Origin of the sequence: Massilia sp. TWR1-2-2 (genome assembly GCF_049897565.1) — a bacterium.
GTDB lineage: Bacteria > Pseudomonadota > Gammaproteobacteria > Burkholderiales > Burkholderiaceae_D > JAFCUW01.
The window spans coordinates 1-1266 of sequence record NZ_JAFCWM010000091.1 but is presented as its reverse complement, the minus strand read 5'-3'; the positions used below and the strand labels follow the sequence as shown (position 1 = coordinate 1266).

The 1266-nt window shown below is 60.3% G+C and carries 1 protein-coding gene; it reads right to left on the bottom strand.

What is annotated here, in order from left to right; all coding sequences use genetic code 11:
- Positions 1-543: 543 nt before the first annotated feature.
- On the bottom strand, positions 544-1266 hold a 723-nt coding region (gene tnpC / locus ACP7DD_RS26495; RefSeq protein ID WP_426178380.1), incomplete at its 5' end, for an IS66 family transposase.

Below are 1266 nucleotides of genomic sequence, written 5' to 3'. Positions count from 1 at the left end.
CTGGAAGGACCTATCGACATCGTGAAAATCTCTCGAAACCGCGGAAGCAAGACCAAAAACCGCACAAGGCAATGAGTCAGAAAAATTGTTGAAATCGGCTAACTTGGGTGGATTGGGTGTCACCCCCACGGGCTGCCTTCAAGGCAGATAGTGTCTACTCCGTCCCTAAATTTTCCGGGCGCGCCTGATCGGGATCGCCGGGGCGTTGTGTGAACGCGCGATCCGAATCAGTTTTATTACAGAGTAAGTCTTGGACTGCTTGCCGCTGCTCGTTAGGTGTCGGCAAGCAAACGCCATTTTGTGTCTCACGCGCCCGTCTCTTATGGCATTCCATAAGCTTGCAGGTACCGAGCTAGTTTGAGCTTGGCTGTGTAGCGCTTGCCGCACGAAGTCGGCAACGAATTGCCGGTGGTGACCAGTGGACGCAAACGTGCTTGGTTTCGAACGGCGACCAGCTATGGATGGGTACATGATTGCGCGAGTTCGATCACCTACGACGACCACCTAACGTAAGCGTCCGGCCCACCCACCTATGAATGCGGTTTAGGACTGGGTAGACTGTGCAAACGGTAGCAAGGAGTCGATCTTGCTGTTCGGGCAGCTGGGCAGTTTTTCGAGTGTTTCGCTGAGCCAGCGTAATGGTTCGAGTCCGTTGAGCTTGGCGGTGGCGAGCAGGGTCTGGATCGCGGCGGCACGCCTCCCGGCCCGTTCGGAGCCGGCAAACAGCCAGTTCTTTTTGCCGACAGCAATTGGACGGATCGTGTTCTCGACCGGGTTGTTATCGATCGGCAGCGTTCCGGAATCGGCGTAGCGCAGCAGCGCCGGCCAGCGCTTGAGTGCGTAGTCGATCGCCCTGGCGGTGCCGCTGCCGACGGCCACGGTCCTGCGCGCGGCAAGCAGCCAGGCGTGCCAATCGGACAGCAGCGGCTTGGCCTGGTCCTGGCGCAGCTGGAAGCGCTCCGTCGGCGCCAGTTCGCGCCCTTGCTGCTCCACGGCGTACAACTGGCCGATACGGCGCAGTGCCTCCGCGGCAATCGGACTACCGTTGGCAGCATGCAGGTCGAAGAACTTGCGGCATACGTGGGCCATGCACGCCAGCTCGGTGATGCCGGCAGCGAACATGGCTTTGTAGCCAGCGTAATCGTCGACCATCAGCTGGCCTTGCCAGCCCGACAGGAAGGCGCGCGCATGCGCGCCGGCACGGCCGGTTTGATAGTCGAACACGACGATGCGCGGCCCCTCGTCCAGGTCATTGGATCGGTAGGC